The sequence below is a fragment of the Streptomyces sp. STAM6 genome, assembly GCF_054963715.1.
In genome coordinates this window covers 173,148-190,940 of record NZ_JBUEFZ010000012.1, presented here as the reverse complement: position 1 = coordinate 190,940, position 17,793 = coordinate 173,148, and the positions used below count along the sequence as shown (strand labels likewise).

The 17,793-nt window shown below is 71.4% G+C and carries 18 protein-coding genes; 5 read left to right on the top strand and 13 right to left on the bottom strand.

Features of this window, described 5'->3' with window-relative positions:
- Positions 1-21 precede the first annotated feature (21 nt).
- The gene (locus ACY34K_RS17345; RefSeq protein WP_462747923.1) at positions 22-411 is read left to right on the top strand and encodes a roadblock/LC7 domain-containing protein; all 390 of its coding nucleotides are present in this window, start codon (positions 22-24) and stop codon (positions 409-411) included.
- 15 nt (positions 412-426) lie between these two features.
- On the opposite strand, the gene ACY34K_RS17340 is transcribed toward ACY34K_RS17345, so the two are convergent.
- The 9 genes from ACY34K_RS17340 to ACY34K_RS17300 all read right to left on the bottom strand — a co-directional run bounded on the left by ACY34K_RS17340 (position 427) and on the right by ACY34K_RS17300 (position 11,160).
- Positions 427-2,127 carry an IclR family transcriptional regulator domain-containing protein gene (locus ACY34K_RS17340; protein WP_462747921.1) on the bottom strand — a complete coding sequence of 567 codons (1,701 nt, stop codon included), beginning with the start codon at positions 2,125-2,127 and terminating at the stop codon, positions 427-429.
- A 401-nt stretch (positions 2,128-2,528) separates the two neighbouring features.
- The gene (locus ACY34K_RS17335; RefSeq protein WP_462747919.1) at positions 2,529-3,143 is read right to left on the bottom strand and encodes an HAD family hydrolase; all 615 of its coding nucleotides are present in this window, start codon (positions 3,141-3,143) and stop codon (positions 2,529-2,531) included.
- Between the two features lie 106 nt (positions 3,144-3,249).
- Positions 3,250-4,608 carry a sugar porter family MFS transporter gene (locus tag ACY34K_RS17330; RefSeq protein ID WP_462747917.1) on the bottom strand — a complete coding sequence of 453 codons (1,359 nt, stop codon included), beginning with the start codon at positions 4,606-4,608 and terminating at the stop codon, positions 3,250-3,252.
- The gene (locus tag ACY34K_RS17325) at positions 4,605-5,642 is read right to left on the bottom strand and encodes a Gfo/Idh/MocA family protein (RefSeq protein WP_462747915.1); all 1,038 of its coding nucleotides are present in this window, start codon (positions 5,640-5,642) and stop codon (positions 4,605-4,607) included. Before ACY34K_RS17325 ends, ACY34K_RS17330 begins: the two co-directional genes overlap by 4 nt.
- Positions 5,643-5,655: 13 nt before the next feature.
- Entirely contained in the window at positions 5,656-7,188 is a 1,533-nt protein-coding gene (locus ACY34K_RS17320; protein ID WP_462747913.1) for a GMC family oxidoreductase, read from the bottom strand.
- Between the two features lie 43 nt (positions 7,189-7,231).
- Entirely contained in the window at positions 7,232-8,008 is a 777-nt protein-coding gene (locus ACY34K_RS17315; protein WP_462747912.1) for an SDR family NAD(P)-dependent oxidoreductase, read from the bottom strand.
- Positions 8,005-9,213: a sedoheptulose 7-phosphate cyclase gene (locus tag ACY34K_RS17310; protein ID WP_462747910.1), complete on the bottom strand. Its 1,209-nt coding sequence runs from the start codon at positions 9,211-9,213 to the stop codon at positions 8,005-8,007. Before ACY34K_RS17310 ends, ACY34K_RS17315 begins: the two co-directional genes overlap by 4 nt.
- A gap of 508 nt (positions 9,214-9,721) precedes the next feature.
- Positions 9,722-10,822: a M20 family metallopeptidase gene (locus ACY34K_RS17305; RefSeq protein ID WP_462747908.1), complete on the bottom strand. Its 1,101-nt coding sequence runs from the start codon at positions 10,820-10,822 to the stop codon at positions 9,722-9,724.
- A 29-nt stretch (positions 10,823-10,851) separates the two neighbouring features.
- The gene (locus ACY34K_RS17300) at positions 10,852-11,160 is read right to left on the bottom strand and encodes a hypothetical protein (protein ID WP_462747906.1); all 309 of its coding nucleotides are present in this window, start codon (positions 11,158-11,160) and stop codon (positions 10,852-10,854) included.
- 412 nt (positions 11,161-11,572) lie between these two features.
- Here ACY34K_RS17300 and ACY34K_RS17295 point away from each other — a divergent pair, with 412 nt between their 5' ends.
- Positions 11,573-11,863 carry a hypothetical protein gene (locus ACY34K_RS17295; RefSeq protein WP_462747904.1) on the top strand — a complete coding sequence of 97 codons (291 nt, stop codon included), beginning with the start codon at positions 11,573-11,575 and terminating at the stop codon, positions 11,861-11,863.
- A gap of 33 nt (positions 11,864-11,896) precedes the next feature.
- Here the strand turns inward: ACY34K_RS17295 and ACY34K_RS17290 are convergent, their stop codons facing one another.
- Entirely contained in the window at positions 11,897-12,688 is a 792-nt protein-coding gene (locus ACY34K_RS17290) for an ATP nucleotide 3'-pyrophosphokinase (protein ID WP_462747902.1), read from the bottom strand.
- Positions 12,689-13,004: 316 nt separating this feature from the next.
- On the opposite strand from ACY34K_RS17290, the gene ACY34K_RS17285 reads away from it, so the two are divergent.
- The gene (locus ACY34K_RS17285; RefSeq protein WP_462747900.1) at positions 13,005-13,868 is read left to right on the top strand and encodes an alpha/beta fold hydrolase; all 864 of its coding nucleotides are present in this window, start codon (positions 13,005-13,007) and stop codon (positions 13,866-13,868) included.
- On the opposite strand, the gene ACY34K_RS17280 is transcribed toward ACY34K_RS17285, so the two are convergent.
- Both ACY34K_RS17280 and ACY34K_RS17275 read right to left on the bottom strand, forming a co-directional pair.
- Positions 13,869-14,336 carry a MerR family transcriptional regulator gene (locus tag ACY34K_RS17280; protein ID WP_462747899.1) on the bottom strand — a complete coding sequence of 156 codons (468 nt, stop codon included), beginning with the start codon at positions 14,334-14,336 and terminating at the stop codon, positions 13,869-13,871. It abuts the gene before it with no gap.
- The gene (locus ACY34K_RS17275) at positions 14,333-14,668 is read right to left on the bottom strand and encodes a hypothetical protein (protein ID WP_462747898.1); all 336 of its coding nucleotides are present in this window, start codon (positions 14,666-14,668) and stop codon (positions 14,333-14,335) included. Before ACY34K_RS17275 ends, ACY34K_RS17280 begins: the two co-directional genes overlap by 4 nt.
- A gap of 153 nt (positions 14,669-14,821) precedes the next feature.
- Here ACY34K_RS17275 and ACY34K_RS17270 point away from each other — a divergent pair, with 153 nt between their 5' ends.
- Together ACY34K_RS17270 and ACY34K_RS17265 are read left to right on the top strand one after the other, a co-directional pair.
- On the top strand, positions 14,822-15,151 hold the full coding sequence (locus tag ACY34K_RS17270; RefSeq protein ID WP_462747897.1) for a DUF6233 domain-containing protein: 330 nt from the start codon (positions 14,822-14,824) through the stop codon (positions 15,149-15,151).
- A gap of 437 nt (positions 15,152-15,588) precedes the next feature.
- Positions 15,589-16,110, top strand: coding sequence for an RICIN domain-containing protein (locus ACY34K_RS17265; RefSeq protein ID WP_462747896.1), 522 nt, complete (start codon positions 15,589-15,591; stop codon positions 16,108-16,110).
- Between the two features lie 169 nt (positions 16,111-16,279).
- Here ACY34K_RS17265 and rox read toward each other — a convergent pair whose 3' ends face one another.
- A complete protein-coding gene (rox, locus tag ACY34K_RS17260) occupies positions 16,280-17,716 on the bottom strand; it encodes a rifampin monooxygenase (protein ID WP_462747950.1) in 1,437 nt (478 codons plus the stop codon).
- Between the last annotated feature and the right edge of the window lie 77 nt (positions 17,717-17,793).

Below are 17,793 nucleotides of genomic sequence, written 5' to 3'. Positions count from 1 at the left end.
GGCAAGGCCCTGGAGGCGGCGTTGCTCGACCTGCGCGAACGCGTTCCAGGCGTCACCGGAACGGCTCTCGTGGGCACGGACGGCATGTCGGTGACGGCCGACACCACCGCCCTTTCCGCGGAAAGCGTCGCGGTTCTGGCGAGCCTCGCGTCGGCCGCGATCGGCGTGGCCCGCCGCATGTCGCGCGAGGTCGTCGGCGGAGAGTTCCGGCAGACCGCGATCCGCTTCACCGAGTATCACGTTTCGATCCACGCCCTGCCGACCGATGCCCTCCTGGTGGTGTTCGCCGACGTGGACACCGATGTGGAGATCCTGAACCGGGAGGTGCGGCGCACGATCACACGTCTGACGGGCGCACCGCCGAGCTGGTTCACCAGGGGACGGCCACCCGGTCCGTGGCGGGGGATGTGAGCACCGGACAGCCGCTCAGGCGGGGGCCGCCGAGCGCAGTCGCTCGGTGGCGACAGCGAGATCGGTCTCGATGCGCCGAGCCGTCGCGAGGAGCTCGGGCAGGACGGTTTCGCGCAGCTCGTCGGGTGTGCGCTGGGCGGCGTGCGCGGCGACGTTGAGGGCCGCCACCACACGTTGCTCGCGGTCGTGGACGGGGACGGCCAGGGAGCGCAGACCTTCCTCCAGTTCCTGGTCCACGAGGGCGAAGCCGTCCTGCCGCACCGAGGTCACGACCGTGCACAGCGCTGCGACACCGGTGAGCGTGTGAGGGGTCAGCGGCGCGCGGTCCGCGCGGGAGACGCGCTCGCGCACGTCCTCGTCGGCCAGTCCGGCCAGAAGCACGCGCCCCATTGCGGTGGCGTACGCCGGCAGGCGCGTCCCGACGCCGAGATCGACGGCCATGACGCGTGTCGCCGCGACGCGGGCCACGTAGCGGATGTCGTCCCCGTCCAGCACCGCGATGGAGGCGGAGTCGTGAACCCGCCGTACCAGATCCGCGAGGTGAGGGGTGGCGAGGCGCTCGAACGTGATCCTCGCCTGGGCGGCGTAGCCCAGCTCCAGCACCCTCGGCAGGGGGACGAAGCGACCCTCACCGGCTCCCTGCGCGACGTATCCGAGGTGGCGCAGGGCGAGCAGACAGCGCCGGGCGGTCGCCCGGGACAGGCCCGTGGCCCGGGCCGCCTCGGAGAGCGTCAGGCCCCCCGGGACGCGCAGTGACGTCAGTACGGCGAGTCCCCGTGCGAGGGACTGGAGGAAGTCACGGCCCAAGGCGTCCTTGGCGGCGCGCAGATGAGCGGCGTCGAGAGGGGACGGGACGGTGGGCGGAGCCTGCGACGGCGCCCCCGCGGTGCACCGGTCGAAGGCTTCGCGCATGGCGTCGGCACAGTCGCGCAGCCGGGGCAGCGCACGGGCGGCGAGTTCCTCGGCGGTGTGCCGGCTGGTGTGACTGACCACGCTCAGCGCGCAGAGGATCTTGCCGTCCGGTCCGTGGACCGGCAGAGCGACCCCGACAAGACCCTGTTCCACGAGCTGGTCGTCGACGGCCAGGCCGGTGTCCCGCGTGCCGGCGACACGGGCGGCGAAGTCCTCCGCGGTGACGGCGTGCAGGCCGCCACCGGGGGGCAGGGCCGGGAATCCGGTGGCATGGGGGTCGCTCTCGACCCGCTTGCGCCAGGCCTCCCACTCCTCCCGTGTCCACCCGGTCGCGAACAACGCACCGGCGGCACACCGCTCGGCGGGGATCACGTCCCCGACGTGGAATGTCACGGTCATGGCCCGCCGCCTCGGGCACTGGACGACGAACCGTGCCCCGTCGCTGTCGGGCACGCTCAGGGAGACCGACTCGTCGAGTTCGTCGGCGAGCCGCTGGGCGAGGGGGCCGAGGGCGTCGGGCAGGGCGCTCGCGGCCAGGTAGGCGTTGCCGAGCTGCAGAAGCCGTGGAGCCAGGAGCACGTCCTGGCCCTCGGCCCGGAGATGGCCGAGGTGGGTCAGCGTCGACAGAACCCGGTCCACGGTGGCCCGGGCCAGACCGGTGGCGCGCGCCAGGTCGGCGCGGCTCATACGGCCGGTCCGCTCGGAGGCGAGCAGCCGTACCACGGTGAGGCCGCGCTCCAGTGTCGCCACCGATTCGTCGGTGGCCGCGGCGGCCGGAGCCGCGGTGGTCACGCCGTCCGGCATGGCGCCTCCCTGTGGTCCTGACCCACCCAGAGTCATTCGTGGAGGATAGTTCACTGGCCGAACCAGAGGAAGGAAGCCGATTTCTTCGACGGCCGAGGGACGTCGACATCCACGGCGCGGTCCTGCCGCCCCTGCTCGACGATCCCGGGCCCGGAACTCACGCCGCCCGTGGCTGGCACCGGCGCACGGTGGCCGCCCCCGCTGCTGTGGCCGGCGTCCCAGCACGTACCACACCGGCCGCGGTTCTGAACCACCCCTGAGACACGTCGGCCCGCCGAGGAGAAACCCGGCGGGCCGGGGGCCGGTCGCAGCCTGCGGCCGGTCGCGGGGCGACGGGCACGACTGACGCACTCCCCGGCGAGCTCCGCTGCGCCCCTGACGGCTCTGCGACCCAACGGTGCTCAGGCGCCGGACCGGGAGCGAAGGCCGGTGTAGGGCCGCACGTCGATGACCGTCATGCCCGCCGCGTGGGCCGCCTCGATGCCCTCGTCGCTGTCCTCGTAGACCGTGCAGCGGGAGGGGTGGGCTCCGAGCAGTTCGGCCGCGCGAAGGAAGATGTCGGGCGCGGGCTTGCCCCGGTCGACGTCGTCCCGGGTCACCAGGGCGTCGAAGTGCTCGCTGAACGGCTGGTGGCGCAGGGTCGCCTCGATGACGTGGCGAGCTCCGCCGGACGCCACCGCCATGGGCACCCGGCCGTGCATGGCCTCGACGATCCGCAGCACCTCCGGGTGCGGGCGCACGGTGTGGGCGTTCTCGAGGAACATCCGGTCGCGGTCGGCGACGAGGTCCTCCACGGGGCGGGACAGGCTGAGAGCGCGCTCGTCGACCAGGGTGCGGATCATCTCCGCCGACGACAGGCCCGTGCGTGCGTCGAACCACTCCTGTTCCAGGTCGACGCCTTCGGTGGACAGTACGGCCGCCATGGCCCGGTAGTTGGCGTACTGGCTGTCGACGAGGGTGCCGTCCCAGTCGAAGAGCAGGCAGTTGGCGTGGCGGGGGGCGAGATCGGGGTGCATGCGAGAGACGCTTTCTGGTTCTGAGTACGGTATGTGCGGGCCCGGGATCGGGATCTCGGACAGGGGTCTCGGAGGTGGTGGGGGAGGGGGAGTTCGGCGGCGGCTGTCAGTCGGCGTGGTAGGCGGCGGTCACCGGGCGGGCCGTCGACACCAGTGGCCTACCCCGCGTCTCGGGCATCCACCGGGCCAGTGCCAGCGCCGACGCGCCCGTGACGGCCGCGTACAGGGCGAACGTCCCGGCCAGTGACAACTGCTGGACCAGCGGCAGGAACGTCGTGGCGACCACGAAGTCGGCCGCCCAGTGGGCCGCGGTGGCGACACTCATCAGCGCTCCTCGTGCCTCCGAGGGATAGATCTCGGAGATGTACACCCAGAACACGGCGGCGGGACCGACCGCACCGGCCGTGATGAAGACGCACAGCAGCAGGGCGGTGACGGCGCCCTCCTGGCCGAGGAGACCGGCGAAGGTGACACCGAGCGCGGTGACCGCCATCACGACGAGGCCGCCGATCATCAGTGGTCGCCGTCCCCAGCGGTCCAGGAACAGCACCGTGATCACCGTCGCCGCGACATTGCACGCGCCCACCAGGATCGAGCCGATGATGCCCCCGGCCGACGTGAGGCCGCTGGAGGCGAGGATCGTCGGCGCGTAGTAGATGGCCGTGTTCAGGCCGGTGAGGTGCACCAGGATCGCGATGGCGAGGCCCAGCGCGACCCATCGGCGACCGGCCCGCGCGCACGCCGACCGCAGTCCGGCGCCGCCCGCCCGGCCCTCCGTCGCGCCCCCCTCCGGCGCCGGGCCTTCTCCCGCCGGGGCGCTTCCCGCCTCGATGCCGAGCCGGGCCGCCGCCCGCGCCGCCCGGGCGCTGTGTCCGCGGCTGCGCAGCCAGTCCGGGGACTCCGGGACGAGGAACATCCCGGCGAGCAGGAGGAGTGCCGGCACGATGCCCACGGCCAGCATCGCACGCCAGGCTCCGGACGGTTCCAGCGCGTAGGCGACGACGTAGGACAGCAGCAGCCCGATCGTGATCATGAGCTGATTGAGTGTGACCAGCGCTCCCCGGCGGGCCGGCGGCGCGATCTCCGAGATGTAGAGGGGTACCGCGAACGACGTGGCGCCCAGAGACAGGCCGACGAGGAAGCGCCCCGTGAGGAGCAGCCCGGTGCCGGTGGCGGCCGCGGACGCGAGAGTGCCCGTCGCGTACACCGCTGCCGCCGCACCGATCACCGGGAGCCGGCCGAAGCGGTCCGCCAGCCGCCCGCTGCTGGGGGCCGTCAGCGCGGCTCCCAGCAGGGCGGCGGACACCGCGGCGCCCTGGGCCCAGGACGACAGGCCGTAGTCGTCGGTGACGAGCGGCAGGGCGCCGGCGATGACGCCCGTGCCGTAACCGAAGAGCAGCCCCCCGATGGACGCCACGCAGACGGTCAGCGTGCGGGTGGCCGCCGGTGATCTCGTCGAGGTCACCGGGCCCCCGAGGTGTCTTCCGAGGTGTCCACGGCGGTGCCGCCGGCGGCCGCGGACGCCACCAGCGCGCTGCCCACGCGGGCCGTGCGCCGGGAGTCGGAGAGCGACATAGGTGCGGGGACGCCGTCGCGCACGGCCCGCGCGAACGCTTCGACCTGCAGCTGGTAGTGGTTGGCCGCCCGGACGGTCTCCTCGCGGACGCCGTCCTGGGTGAGGACGGTGACGACACCGTCCTCACCGTCCATGGCCCAAACGTTGCGCACCATGACGGTGCCGCGGGTTCCCTGGAGTTCGTACGCGGCGCGGGGGCCGTAGTCGATGCTGTAGTCGACGACCGCCGAGCGCCCCTGACCGAAGTCCATCGTCGCGACCGCGCTGGTGTCGACCGTGAGGCCCGGTCGGTTGCTGAAGTGGGCCGTCACCCGCCGGGGTGCCTCCCCGAAGAACAGCAGGGGGGCGTCGACGGCATAGCAGCCGACGTCCCAGGTGGCTCCGCCGCCCAGGGCGGGATCCAGCCGGATGTTGCCGCTGCCGCTCTCGATGCGGAAGGCGAAGGAGGCCCGTACGAGTCGCAGTTCGCCGATCTCGCCGGAGGCGAGGATCTCTGCGGCGCGCCGCTGCTGCGGGTGGAAGCGGTACATGAACGCCTCCATCACGGTCCTCGACGCCGCCTCGGCCGCCTTCTCGATCCGTGCGCAGCCGTCCTCGTCCATCGCCATGGGCTTCTCGACCAGGACGTGCTTGCCGGCCGCCAGGGCCCGCAGGGTCCAGTCGACGTGGTCGGTGTTGGGCAGCGGTATGTATACGGCGTCGATCGCGGGGTCCGCCAGGAGCGCCGCGTAGTCCTGATGGGCGGTGGCCCCGAAGGGGCGGCCGAGTTCCGCGGCGGCGGCCGCCCGTTCGGGGCGGCTGGCCACGGCCGTGAGCGCGCAGCCGGGTGTGGCCGCGATGGCCGGCATCAGATGGGTGGCGATGTAGGAGGTGGCGCCGAGGACGCCCCAGCGAAGGGTGTGGTGCCGGTGTTGTGCCGTCATGCTCGGTCCTGCCTCATGCGTTGTCTTCTTGGATGAACCGTGCCGCGCGTTCGGCGACGGCGGCCACGGCCGCGTGGATGTTGCCGGTGATCATGTGGGGTATGACGGAGGCGTCGGCCACGCGCAGGCCGCTCGTGCCGCGCACCCGCAGCCTCGGGTCGACGACCGCACCGCCGTCCCCGTCGAGCCCGATCCGGCAGGTGCCGACCGGGTGGAACTGTGTCTGGGCGTTGGCGCGCACGAACGCCTCCAGCTCGCGGCGGGTGGCCGTGGCGCCGAGCGGGGCGCTTCCGGTGGTCAGGCCGGCCAGCGGGTCGGTGGCGGCGATGTCACGGGCGATGCGCACCCCCTCCACCAGGACGTCGACGTCGGACGGGTGGGTGAGGTAGGCCGGGTCGATCAGGGGATGCGCGTCGGGGTCGGCGGAGGCCAGGGTGAGCCGGCCGCGGCTGAGGGGGCGGGTGACGCCGGGGCCGATGGTGAAGCCGTGACCGAGGCGGGCCGCGTTGTTCAGGTCCTTCATGGGGGCGAACGACAGCTGTATTTCGGGCGCTTCCGCCGAGCCGTCCAGGCGCACGAAGCCGCCGGCCTCGCCGAGATTGGAGAAGTCGGCGACGGGGTGGCCCTCGGTGGTGTCGTAGGCGAGCGAGACCTGTACGTGGTCGTGGAGATTGGCGCCGACACCCGGCAGGTCCACGGCCACGGGGATGCCCAGCGCCGCCAGCTCGTCGGCCGGACCCATGCCGCTGAGCAGCAGCAACTGGGGGGCGGCGACGGCTCCCGCGCACACCACGACCTCGGTGGTGCACCGTACGGAGGTCAGCGCGCCGCGGTGCCGGACGCGAACGCCCGTGACGCGGTCGCCCTCCCGCAGGAGGCCGTGCGCGGTCGCGTCCGTCACGAGCGTGAGGTTGGGACGTTCGAGGGCGGGCCCCAGATGGGTGCGGGCGGTGTTGCCACGGCGGGCCGGTTCGCCGGGGGCGGCGGCGGTGCGTGTGGTGCGGTAGAGGCCCACGCCCTCCTGCCGGCCGGCGTTGAAATCGGGGTTGCCGGGCAGCCCGTATTTCTGTGCCGCCTCGACGAACGCGGCGGCGAAGGGATGGGGCTCGGTGTTCTCCGCCACGGGCAGTTTGCCGTACGGCGCCTCTTCGGCGGGGCCGTCCAGGGCCTCCAGGTGGGGGAGGAAGTGGCGGGCGTTCCAGGTCTCGCCGCCCCAGCGCTGCCAGGCGTCGAAGTCGGAGGCGGCGCCACGGATGTGGACCATCGCGTTGATGGCGCCGGATCCGCCCACGACCCGGCCGCGGGGCCAGGCGAGACGTCTGCCGTCGAGGGCGGACTGGGGGACGGTGCGATAGCGCCAGTCCAGCTCGCCGCCGAGCAGCGACGGCCAGGACGCGGGCCGGGCGATGCGCGGGTCGGTGTCCGCCGGGCCGGCCTCCAGGAGCAGGACGCTGCGGCCCGGGTCCTCACTCAGCCGGGCGGCGACGACACTGCCGGCCGCGCCCGCACCGACCACGATGTAGTCGTAGGTGCTGAAACTTTCCATGGTGTTCCTTCACTGCACTGAGCAGGGGGAGGGACGTCGGGCGTCAGGTCGCGAGGAATCCGCCGTCGACGCCGATGACTTGCCCGTTGACATACGAGGAGGAGGCGGAGAACAGCCAGAGCGCCACGTCGGCCACCTGGCGCGGGGTACCGATCTCGCCTGACGGGATCAGGCCTCGCCACGTGGTCGCCCCGCCCACGGCCGCCTCGGAGGCGGCCAGCATGTCGGACTCGATGGGCCCCGGGGCCACGGCGTTGACGCGGATGCCCTCGTGGGCGTGCTCGACGGCCGCCATGCGGGTCAGCGCGACAGCGGCGTGCTTGGAGGCGACGTACGCGCCGATGCCGGGGAAGACGGTCCGGATCCCGTGCACCGAGGTGTTGTTGACGATGCTGCCGCCGCCCTGCGCGGACATGATCCGCAGTTCCTCGCGCATGCACAACCACAACCCGCGGGTGTTCACGGCGAAGGTGTGGTCGAAGTCCTCGGGAGTCAGATCGGCGAGACGTCCGTCGCCGGGGATCCCGGCGTTGTTGAAGGCGCAGTCGACCCGGCCGTACCGCTCGACGGCCCGGGCGAACAGGCCCTCGACCTCGGCGGGACTGGTGACGTCGCAGCGGACGAAGTACGCCTCGCCTCCCCGCTCCAGGATCTCCCGCTCGGCCTCGGCGCCCCGCTCCTCGCTCCGGGCCGCGATGACGACGCGCATCCCGGCCTCGGCGAAGGCGACCGCGGACGCGCGGCCGATGCCCGCACTGCCGCCGGTGACGACCACGACCGCCTTCTCCGGCGAGGCCGGATCGGGGGCGCCGTCGCTCATCGGTCCGCCCCGACGGGCCGGCCCGGCCGGCCGGCGTCCGTGCCCAGCAGGCGGCCCATGCCGTCGCAGGCACGCTCGATCTCGGCCTCCGTCACATCGTTGAGGAAGCACACCTCGCCGATCGTGGTGAGCATCGGCAGGTTCTGCATGCCGTCGCGGTGCAGCACGGTGTCCGCGAGGCCCTCCAGGACGAGTGCGACGTCGCAGAAGAGCGGGTGCGACGGTGCGAGGCCCATGCGCCGTGCGACGGCGACGATGCGCTCGAACTGGTCGCCGTCGATCAGGCCCCGGCCGGCGGCGATGAGCGCGGAGAAGACGCAGTCCATGGCCACGGCCTCGCCGTGCAGCAGTTCGGGAAGGGCCCGCATCTCGACCAGCGGCGAGAAGGAGTGTCCGTAGTCGACGGAACGTTTGAGGTCCTTCTCCCACAAATTGGGCTGGAGTTCCTCGGCCATTCCCGCGATGGCGCGGCCGATGACCTCGTCGGCCACGGTTCCCGGGAGTCCCTCGCTGCCCGGCTCGGGGTCCTGGAAGCGCGTCTCGATCAGCTCAGCGCCGTATTCCTCGAGGAGTTCGAAGAGTCGTACGTCCTTGATCAGAGCCATCTTGAAGATCTCGCCCATGCCGTTGCGCAGCTGCCGGTCCGGGACGGTGGCGAGGAAGGAGCGGTCGATCAGGGTCCGCGGGGGAGGCGTGTAGGCACCGAGCCGGTTGCGATATCCGCCGTAATTGATCCCCGACTTGGCGGCGACGCTGACGTCGACCTGACCGAGGAGGGTGGTGGGTACCCGGACGAACGGGATGCCGCGCCGGTAGAGGCTCGCGGCGAGCCCCACGACGTCGGCCACGACGCCGCCGCCGATGACGATCGGTGGCGAGCTGAGCCGGTTGGTGCCCACCTCGTTGAGTTTGTTGACGACTTCCAGAACGCGCTCGATGGACTTGTTCTCCTCCGAGCCGGGGAGCGTCAGATAATCGACTTTCACTTCATTCGTCGAGAAATAGGCGCGAACTTCGGCGCCGTACAACTCGTCGACGGAATGGTCGAGGATGACAAGTCGGGTTCCCGACCCGCGGCCGCCACCGGGAATGGTGAGGAGTTCCGGGTTTTCCGGCTTCAGCAGCCCATGGGATTCGACTATCTCGTACTCGACGGGTAATTCCGTCCGGATCTTCCAACTCTGCTGACGCGAGGCGTCGTTCATGGGGGGTCTCCCTCTCGCTGACACAGCGCTCGGTTTGTTGCACCTCGAAACATACAGCGGGCGCAAAGCGCAGCCAATCGAGCGACATGTGCTGTATGTGCAGCTTGTCCACGCGGTTGATGGGCGCGATGGTTCGGTTCTGTTGCTCACGCGTCGGTTCGGCCGGGCGGTGGAGGACAGGTGCGAGATGACCTGAAAGACATCCCCCCGCCGCCCGCCATCCCCGGAATCTGCGCCCCCTGCGGCGTTTCCGTGCGCGCCGGCGGGGCCGAAACAATTCGTCCGACCCGTCCCCGGGCGAGGGTGACTTGCCGACACTCGCCGAAGGTTCGTATACGTTTTAACTACTAGTCCTGTGGCATATCTCACCGCCTGTCCCGCCGCCTCGTCCTACGATTTGAGACACGCGGCCGCGCGGAATCAGACGGCCCGTACGAATGACCGCCGGTAACACGCTCCGGGGGTCGACAGGCGTCCGCCGAAGGTCCCTCCGCGGGGACTTATTTCTCTACGAGCCGCGGATCGCGTGCACGAGGCCGGCGACAAGGCTCGCCCGCCCGGCCATGGCGTCGATCAGCAAGTACTCGTGGTCGGCGTGCGCTCCGCCGCCGACCGCGCCCAGGCCGTCGAGCGTCGGCACTCCGAGAGCCGCGGTGAAGTTGCCGTCGCTTCCGCCGCCTACGGCCCTGCCCTCGATACCGGGACTCACCCGGCGCGCCAGCGCGAACAGGCCGGCCGATGCCGACTCCGGCATCGGAGGGCGGCCGATGCCTCCCCGGACCGACACCTCTGCCCCGTCGAGGCGCGCGGTCAGCGCCGCGAACGCGGACTCGATGCGGCGCTGTTCGTCCGCCGTCTCCACCCTGACGTCGACGACGACCGTCGCCTCCGCGGGCACGACGTTGCTCGACGTGCCCGCCGACGCGATCGTCGGGGTGACGGTGGTACCGGCTTCGGGTCTGTTGAGTGCGGCGATGGCCAGCACCTGGTGCGACGCTTCGACCAGGGCGTTCACCCCGGCTTCCGGCTCCAGGCCGGCATGCGCCGCGCGGCCCGTGACAGTGACTTCGAAGGTGCCGCAGCCCTTGCGGCCCGTCTTCAGGGCGCCGTTCTCGGCCGCGCCCTCGCACACGAGCACCGCACCGCAGGCGAGGGCCCTCTCCTCGACGAGACCGCGCGAGGCGCGCGAACCGACCTCTTCGTCACAGGTCACGAGAATCTCCACGCCCGACCGGTCCTCGAGCAGCGCCACTCCGTGAATGGCCTGCACAAGACCGCCCAGCATGTCGAACACGCCGGGGCCGGTGGCACGGCCGTCCTCGACCGTGAACGGCCGGCGTGCGAGGGTACCGAGCGGAAACACCGTGTCGTGGTGCCCGAGGATCAGCACTCTCGGCTCGCCACCGGCGCACCAGTGGACATGCGGCCCCGCTTCGCTCGCGACGAGGCGGGCCTGGCCACCGAGGCGGTTCTCGATCACACCGGCGACGGCCTTCGCCGACACCGTCAGGGCGTCGGCGTCACGCGACGGGGACTCGACCTCGACCAATGTCCTGAGGTCCTCGATCATCGCGTCGACGCTTACGGAAACGGGCTCGCACATCGTCATGGCGCCAGGGTAGCCGCGCGGTTCGCCGGCTACGCGAGCCAGAGCGAACCGCGCCGATGACGTGCCGGCGGTACGTCCACGGTGTCCGCGGCATCGAGCGCGAGCCCGTCGGCGGTGGGGTTCACCAGCCCGAGGAGCCTCCCCACTTGCGAACGCAGGCGCTGCCGGGCCCGGCGCTCCTCCACCTTGGACCACTGGGCGACAGAAGGGTCCCGCTGGTGCCGGGCGAACGAGTAGACCTCGACCGTGCGGCGGACCGGACGCGGTTGGGGCCTTCTGGACTCCCGTGCGGCGTCGCTGAAACCACGGGCGCTGTACCCGAGGTCGCGGAGAACCACCGAATGCCACAGGCTCCGTGGTGGGCGGCCGGGTGCACTCCGGGCGTGTGCAGGGCGAAGATGGTGGGCGGTGCGTGACACATGACTCCGTTCGCGTGCCACCACCAGGTATCTCCTGGCGGGCTACACGAAGCCCGTGGGGCCCGTCGAACGTGTGTTTCCCATGGGTGCCACCCTACCCCGCCGGTGCGGGGGGCCGGAGTCGTGTCACCCCCACCGCTTCCGAGGCCGCCGGGAGCGTGAAACCGCCGGGGCGCACAGCGCGAGGCATCGGTGCTTCGAGACCCGGACCTTCATACGGGTGCGGTCATCGGATGCCGTCGGCGGGCGGACGTGGTCTATTGGCTGTTGGGGCGACGCCGCCACCGGGGCGGCGGATCCGTCCCTGCCCCGCTCATGAGGAGGTCCCGCCATGGCGGTCTTCGTCCACGCCGTCCTGCCTGGTATCACGACGGACCAGTACGACGCGTTCAACGCCGAGCTCCAGGACATCCCCGACATCTTCGACGGCTGTGTGTCCCATGCGTGCGTTCCGACCGACGGTGGTCTGGAGATCTTCGACGTGTGGGAGACCGAGCAGCAGATGAACACGTTCGTGCAGAAGATGATGCCGGTCGCCGCCGCTCAGGGCTGGCCGGCGACGGAGGGCTCCCCCCGGATCCTTCCCGTGCACAACTACTGGGTGCCCGGGGTCGGCGGCTGACGTGAGCCGCGTCCCTCCGTCCGGCCGGGGTGCTCAGCGGCCCGCCGGGACGGGAAGGCGGGTCGGGGGCGCCAGCTGAGGGGAGCCGGGCGGGACCGGCACCGCTGCGAAGATCGCGTCCTGCTGCCGCTGGAGCTCCCGGGCCCGCTCCGGGCTGGTGCTCGGCAGGCGCTGCTCCTCGTACAGCTTGTGCGTCGCCTCCTGGGCGTACTTGCCGGCCGGTGTGTGGAACTGGATCTCGAAGACATGACGCGAGGCCGCGGAGCGCCAGGCGGAGTTGACCGCCTTGTAGCCGCTCCCGCGGCCCCAGGTGTTGGACCACTTGACCGTTTCGTTGTCCCAGGAGAACAGCAGGCGTGACGCCAGCGTGACCCCGACGCTGTAGTGCCGGTCCGACCACAGGAACGTGTAGCGCACCGAGTCGTTGATCCCGGCCAGGGCTTCGTTCACGTGCTGGCCGGGGTGTTCCTTCAGCGAGGTGGCCACCTTGCGTTTCAGCGAGTCGGGGGACTTCAGCCGCTGCTCGAATCCGACCAGCTCTGCCTCGCTGAGGACGGCCGCCGCCCGTACGTGCGGGCTGATCTCCCGCTCGGCCTCCCTGGCCTGCTTGATGAAGGCGTCGACACGGGCGTTGTCCGCGGCGTTGAGCGACAGTCCGCCCTCGCCCGCCCAGCCGCCGTCCAGGGCCGTACGGCTGACATGGGCCCGCCGGCCGCCCGTCTCGTCCGCGCCCGCCGCCCCGGCGCTCGGGGTCGTACCGAGCCCGAGTACCACCGCGAGGGCCGTGGCCGTGGTGAGCCTGGACACCAGCCTGGTCTTGTTCATGCGCGCTTCGTTCCCTTCCGACTTCCTCCGCCCACGGGAGCGCGGCCGCGTCCTGGCCCGGCTCCGTGCGGGACGGCTCGGCATGATGGTGCAGTGATCAGGGCGCTGCTCGACCGATCGACACGCCCTGGGGCCGGGGAACTTCGACGGGGGCTCTCCACGCCTGGTTCCCCCGTCCTCACGCCAGGCATCGGGGGCGGTGCGCGTGGGTCGCCAAGTGCCCCATGGGAAGCGTTCGTTCCAGTAGTGCCGATGATCTTCGCTGAGTAGGGTGATGCCTCGCCGGCGCCGCGCGGGCGAGAAAGTGAGCAGACAGATGCAACCGACGTTCATACTGGTTCATGGAGCCTTCGCGAACTCCTTCTCCTTCGCGCCGCTCCAGGCCGAACTCGGCCTCCTCGGGCACCGTTCGGTCGCTGTCGACCTGCCCGGTCATGGCTTCTCGGCAACCTACCCGCGTGCCTATCAGGCACCGCAGGACCTCGAAGGGCTCGCCACCACGCCCGGCTCGATCAAGGGCGTCACGCTCGCGGACAATGCCGCGCACCTGATCGGCATTCTGGAACGGGCCAAGCGGAACGGTCCGGTGATTCTCGTGTCGCACAGCCGCGGCGGCGTCACGGCCACCGCGGCGGCCAACGCGCGGCCCGACCTGATCGACCGCATCGTGTACGTCTCGGCCTGGTGTCCGGTCGATCTGGACGTCAGCGACTACTACGCCGAGCCGGAGATGGCCACGGTCGACGTCGCCTCGCTGGCTCTGGCATTGGCCGGGAACCCGGCCGAGCTCGGGCTGTTGCGCACCAACTTCCGCACCGCGGACCCGGACGCGCTCGCGGCGTTCAAGGCGGCGTTCTTCGCCGACGGCACCGATGACGAGTTCCTGACCTTCCTGAACACCTTCCAGCCCGACGAGAACCTGGACGTCGGCACCTCGGCGGACCGGGCACAGGCGGAGACCTGGGGACGCATCCCGAAGACCTATGTGCGGCTGGCGGGCGACGCGAGCCTGCCGCTCGCCCTGCAGGACCGGCTGATCCGCGAGGGCAACGCGCTGACCCCGGACAACCCGTACGACGTCCGTACGCTCGAGAGCAGTCACCTCAAGTGGCTGGTCGACCCCGCGCCGGCGGCGCGAGTCCTCGGAGAACTCGCCGCGCTGACGCTCCCGCCCGCTTGATCACCTCGCGGGCGGGGGCCGTCGGCCGGGCCCGGCTTCGCGGCTCTCCCCCGCGAGACCGCTGAAGGGGATGGGGCAGCAGGCGCTGGAAGCGCAGCCGCTCAGGTCGTCGCAGCCGGCCTCGACGGCGGCTGCGAGGGCCGAACGCATGGTGGTCAGGTCGGCGATCTTCGCCTCGACCTCGGCGAGCTTGGCCGCGGCGCGCTCCCGGAGCCCGGGAACGGGGCGGCCGTGCCGGTGGCGGCCTGCCTCGAGGAGCTCTGCGACTTCCTCCAGAGTGAAGCCGAGGCGCTGGGCGGCCTTGATCACCCGCAGGGCGGTGACCACTTCCGGGTCGTAGAGGCGGTGGCCCCCGGGGCTGCGGTCGGGCTCGGCGAGCAGACCCCGCCGCTCGTAGTAGCGCAGCGTCTGGATGTTCACCCCGGCCGCTCGCGCGACCTGCCCGCTGCGCAGACCTCCGCCGCTCACGGCAGGTCCCGGCCGGCGGCCTCCGTGGCACGGGCGTGGAATGCGTCCAGCACGTCCTCGTGTGCTCCGTCGACCTCGACCTCCAGGCGGAGCCGCTCCGGGCCCGGGTGGACGGTGAGCGTGAAGAAGGAGCAGCAGTCGTCTTCGCGGGCCACCAGGTCGCGCACCGCCTCCTCCACTCCTGGGCCGCCGGCGAGAACGATCTCCAGCCGGAGCGGGTCGAGCCGTGCCGAGCCGGTGAGCCGCTCGGCGAACAGCGCGTCGAATTCCGCGACCCGCATCGGCTGCTCGGCCGGGGGCAGCGTGCATGCTCGCGGTGCCCAGCTCGTCATGGCCTGCTCCCGTCCTCGGTCCCGCCGCCTGGAGCGGCGGGGACATATCCGACGATAAACCTGTACCTGGGTACAGGTTGCAAGGCGCCTGCAGGTGGGATGTCGCCCGGTCAGGGGGACCCGCGACGGCTTTCGATGGCTAGAATCGAACGTATGACCGAAAGGCTGTCCCGCTCCCAGAAGCTCCGTGCCGTGGAGGAGTACCTGGCGTGGCTGCTTGATCGCGTCCGGCGGGACGCCGACGAGGCGGAGAGGCAGGAAGCCGCCATGCGGCGCCTGCGTGAGCCGCCCCCGCCCCCGGAATGGAAGATCGAGCTGTCCCGCGTCGGTGGCGGCCCCTACCGCATCCATGCCGGCACCTGCCCGCTCAGTAAAGGGCGGGAACGCGAGATCAGCCGGACCGACGCCCGCCGCCTCCTGGCCGAGGACGTCGAAGGCTGCCCGTTCTGCGCCCCTCACGTCGAGCTGCGCATGGACCAGTGACGGACCGGTGACGGACCGGCGGTCGGGAGGAGGCCCGGCGGGGACGTCGTGCGCCGCCGCCCGCTCGGGCATGCCCTCGTGCACCTCCGCGACGCCGTCGCGCACGCCCGCGCACGCCGTCACAACGACTGGTGAAACGCACCGCCCGCACCCGGCGCCCCGACGCTGAGGGCACACCGGGTCTCACAGGTGCACACACCTCGGCACGCCGGGCGGCCGGCGCTTCAAGGCCTTGTTTGGGCCGGTCTGTTCGCCTGATGGCGTGAAACGCCACGGCGGAAAATGGCGAACCGTTACGGCACGGCTACCTTCAGTGACCGAGTCGTCTGCTGTCCGCAGGGCGCTGACCGGCTCATCACGAACCACGTCAAGGCTCTCCGGCCCCGGCGCCTGAGAGTAAGTCAGCAGAATTCTGCTCACTGCACGGAGGGGTTCACATGCGACACATCCTGACCCGGCTCGTCCTCGTCCTCGGTCTGCTGGGCACGCTGCTCGCCGGTGCCGCGAGCGCCGCCACGGCCGACGAGCGGGGCCCGCTGGCCCACATCGTCAACCTCAAGACCGGTGGCAGCCTGCTCCCGCACAACTGGGGCGACGGCTTCCAGGACGGCTGGGTGCACTACGTCTGGGACCGCGGTTCCACCCTGGGCGCCGACCAGTGGGAGTTCGAGCACATCTCCGGCGTCTCGTACATCATTCGCAACACCAAGACCGGGATGTGCCTCAAGCCGGGCGCTCCGTGGGCGAACAAGCCGCGTGTCACCGAGGGGACCTGTGGCACCGGTCTCGAATACCAATGGGACCTGATCCAGCGACCCTTCGACGGTGCCTACAAGATCTTCAGCCGTTCCGCCCGCCAGATCATGACGCCCTACTACGGCGCCGGCCTGGGAGAGGTCGTCGTGCTCGAGCCGAACAGCAACGTCGACAAGGTCTGGTGGTCCATCGACACCCTGTGACCATGTGCCCCGGCCGCGCGGTTGCCGAGTGGCTGTGCGGCCACGGCGGCCCCTGCCCGTCCTCGGAGCAGGGGCCGCTCCCTGCCGCGCCGCGCCCCCCGCATGCCGGTCGGGTCCGCTGAAGCCCTCCTCCCACTGCGGGTGTGCGGCCGTACGCCGCGACACATGCTCAGCCTGCGGCCTCGCCGAACCACTTCGGCAGGCTGCCGAGCAGATCCTGCTGATCCTCGCCGACCCACGCCACATGGCCGTCCGGCCGCAGCAGAACCGCGGGCACGTCCAGTTCCCCGCCGGCGTCCACGACGTGGTCGACCCGGCCCTCCCAGCCCTCGACCGAGAGCCGGCCGGTCCGGTCGAGCAGCAGTCCACGGCCGCCGTGCATCCGCTCGTAGAGGCGCCCCCGCTTCAGCCGCACGTCCCGCATCCGCCGACCGAGCAACTCGTGGCCCTCGCCGAAGTCGTAGCGGACCTCGACCGCGGTGGTCATCCCCGTCACGTAGCGATTCACCTCCTCGAAGTCCATCAGCCTCGAAAACAGCTTCCGCAGCGCGACCGCACCCGGATCCGTCCCCAACAGCGTCATCTGCGCGCGGGTGTTCTCCAGTACGCCGGTGCCCACCGGGTACCGTTCGGTGTGGTAGCTGTCCAGCAGCCCCTCCGGAGCCCAGCCGCCGACCGCGGCCGCCAGCTTCCAGCCGAGGTTGAACGCGTCCTGCACACCGAGGTTGAGCCCTTGCCCGCCGGTCGGCGGATGGATGTGCGCCGCGTCGCCGGCCAGCAGCACCCGCCCGACCCGGTAGCGCTCGGCCTGCCGGGTGGCGTCGCCGAACCGGGAGAGCCAGCGCGGTGAGTGCGCGCCGAAGTCGGTGCCCGCGACGGCCCGCAGCCGCTCCTTGAACTCCTCGAGGGTCGGCGGCACCGTGCGGTCCTCGGCCACCCCCTCGGCGGGCACGATGAGGCGGTAGACCCCCTCGTTCCCGTCCACGTCGCGGAGGGCCCCGAAGCGCAGTTCGGTCCGGCGTACTTCCTCGACGACGGCGGCGATCCTCTCCGGGTCCTCCGCCACCTCCATATCGCCCAGCATCGTCTCGACCGTGGCGGGCTCGCCGGGGAATCCGACGCCGAGCAGCTTGCGCACCGTGCTGCGGCCGCCGTCGCAGCCGACGAGGTACCGCGCACGCAGCTCCGTACCGTCAGCCAGCTCGACGGTCACCCCGTCCTCGTCCTGGCTCAGCCCGACCACTTCGCGGCCGCGCCGGATCTCGGCACCGAGTTCGCGGGCGCGCTCGTCGAGCAGCCGCTCGGTGACCGGCTGCGGGGTGGCGAGGCCGTACGGGTGGGCCGTGTCCAACCGGTCGGGCCACGGCTTCATGACGCCGCCGAACAGACCACCGGCCTGGAACCTCTCACTGACCGCGGCGAACCGGTCCAGCAGGCCGCGCTGATCCAAGATCTCCACGCTCCGCGTGTGCAGACCCCGCCCGCGGGACTGCCCGGTGGGCTCGGTCAGCCTCTCCAGCACGACCACGCGCACACCGTGCAGCCGCAGCTCGCCCGCCAGCATCAGCCCGGTCGGACCGCCACCGGCAATGATCACGTCCATCATCAGAACCATCCCCGTTTCCGCAGGTCACTTGCTCAGGCCGGAGATTCTGCGGCACGAGGGGGGCCTTGCCGCAAGGC